A 1,423-nucleotide genomic window follows, 5' to 3' on the forward strand; every position below is an offset into this window, starting at 1 on the left:
GCCTATCTGCTTCGTCTAGGCATACCAGTACCTCTACTAAAAATGTACTTCAAAGATACTTATTTTCTACCGACTTGATAGTTTTTACCCCATATTCTTGGACATTTTTCCCCCATGAGGTTATCTTTGTAGGGTGAAAGAGAAACCCATAAACGGGGATAGATTGAATGCTGGGAAGCATAAACAATCGGGGTAAGGTTAGCGAACCTTGCCTTTCATCCCCCATTATAACTTTACATAGAGGAACTTTATCTATCCCCCCCCCCGCCCCCAAAGGGGGAGCGACCAAACGGCAGCTTCACTCAATGGAGTGTTACAGTTCATCAAAACCAAGTGATAACTGTCGTTTCTCTGCTTCTTCTTTCTTTTGGGCAGCTAAAGTCTTTTTCCGAACGTATGTTTTTGTAAATGAAACCCTATCCCCATTAAAGACAATCAACGGATTAATGAACCAATTATATTCGTTTGGACCTCTTGCTATGATTTCACTTTGTACGAGCTCTGCCAATCCTTTGTATATGGCTTTGTCTGATTTGTATTGGGTGTATTCTAAGCATTTTCGCCTATCGAAAATTATCATATCATTCTTAGGCTTCATGCAAGTTAGAATATACCCGAAAACCCGAATAGCTGATTGTGATAGATTGAAAAAAGCGGCAAAATTCGCAAGGTATAGTTTTGCAAATTGCTCTTCATCTACTTCTATTTGTCGGATAAACGAGGTTTTGAATACTTCTCCTGTATCTGTATCAGCAACAGCAACTACAGCTTTTTTATCACTTCCCGTACTACTTTTGTATTTCTTAACAACGTGATTTTCAATCCCTTCAATTGCTTGTTTCATAAAGGGGTTTTCTTCGTTTTTTTGAAAATCGGTTAATTTGAGTACTTTCTTATTTTCCATAAACATTCTATTTAGGCAAATTTGACTTTCTATATATCGGTGAAAAAGTATAATTTGATTTTCCACAAAGGAATATTTAAATTTCCATTAATACAATAAAAAAGCAAAATATATTTTCCTTTTTAACATCTAATAGGAAAGAGTGACTTTCTAATATGGAAAATCAGATTTTCCAATATGGAAAATACCCTATATTGAGTATCAACTACTTAACTTATTCTATTTCTTAAGTTCTTATTATACCCTAAAAACGGCATATAATCAACTACTTAAAAAATCATCGGTCGGGGAGCGCCCAGCGGCAAGGGGCGGGACCACCCGTCCCGACGAGCGCCCACACCATAAACTTTTTTTCGAATAAGCACACAACCGTTTTTCGAACCCTGCAAAATTTCTTCCGAACCCGAACGGCGTAACACTCCATTGAGTGAAGCTGCCGTTTGGTCGCTCCCCCTTTGGGGGCGGGGGGGGGGTTACATACCCATGCCGAAACCTCTGCTTCTGGTGATTTGCTTGAGT

Annotated in this window: 1 protein-coding gene; it reads right to left on the reverse strand. The window is 38.8% G+C overall.

The window, feature by feature from the left end:
• Positions 1 to 313 precede the first annotated feature (313 nt).
• Entirely contained in the window at positions 314 to 904 is a 591-nt protein-coding gene (locus tag RF637_RS13765; RefSeq protein ID WP_008670455.1) for a hypothetical protein, read from the reverse strand.
• Between the last annotated feature and the right edge of the window lie 519 nt (positions 905 to 1,423).

Source organism: Kocuria sp. CPCC 204721, assembly GCF_040980945.1.
Lineage (GTDB): Bacteria > Actinomycetota > Actinomycetes > Actinomycetales > Micrococcaceae > Kocuria > Kocuria marina.

Excerpts from the sequence above, each read along its gene's own strand:
- RF637_RS13765 (WP_008670455.1), bottom strand. The coding sequence starts at position 904 with ATGGAAAATAAGAAAGTACTCAAATTAACCGATTTTCAAAAAAACGAA.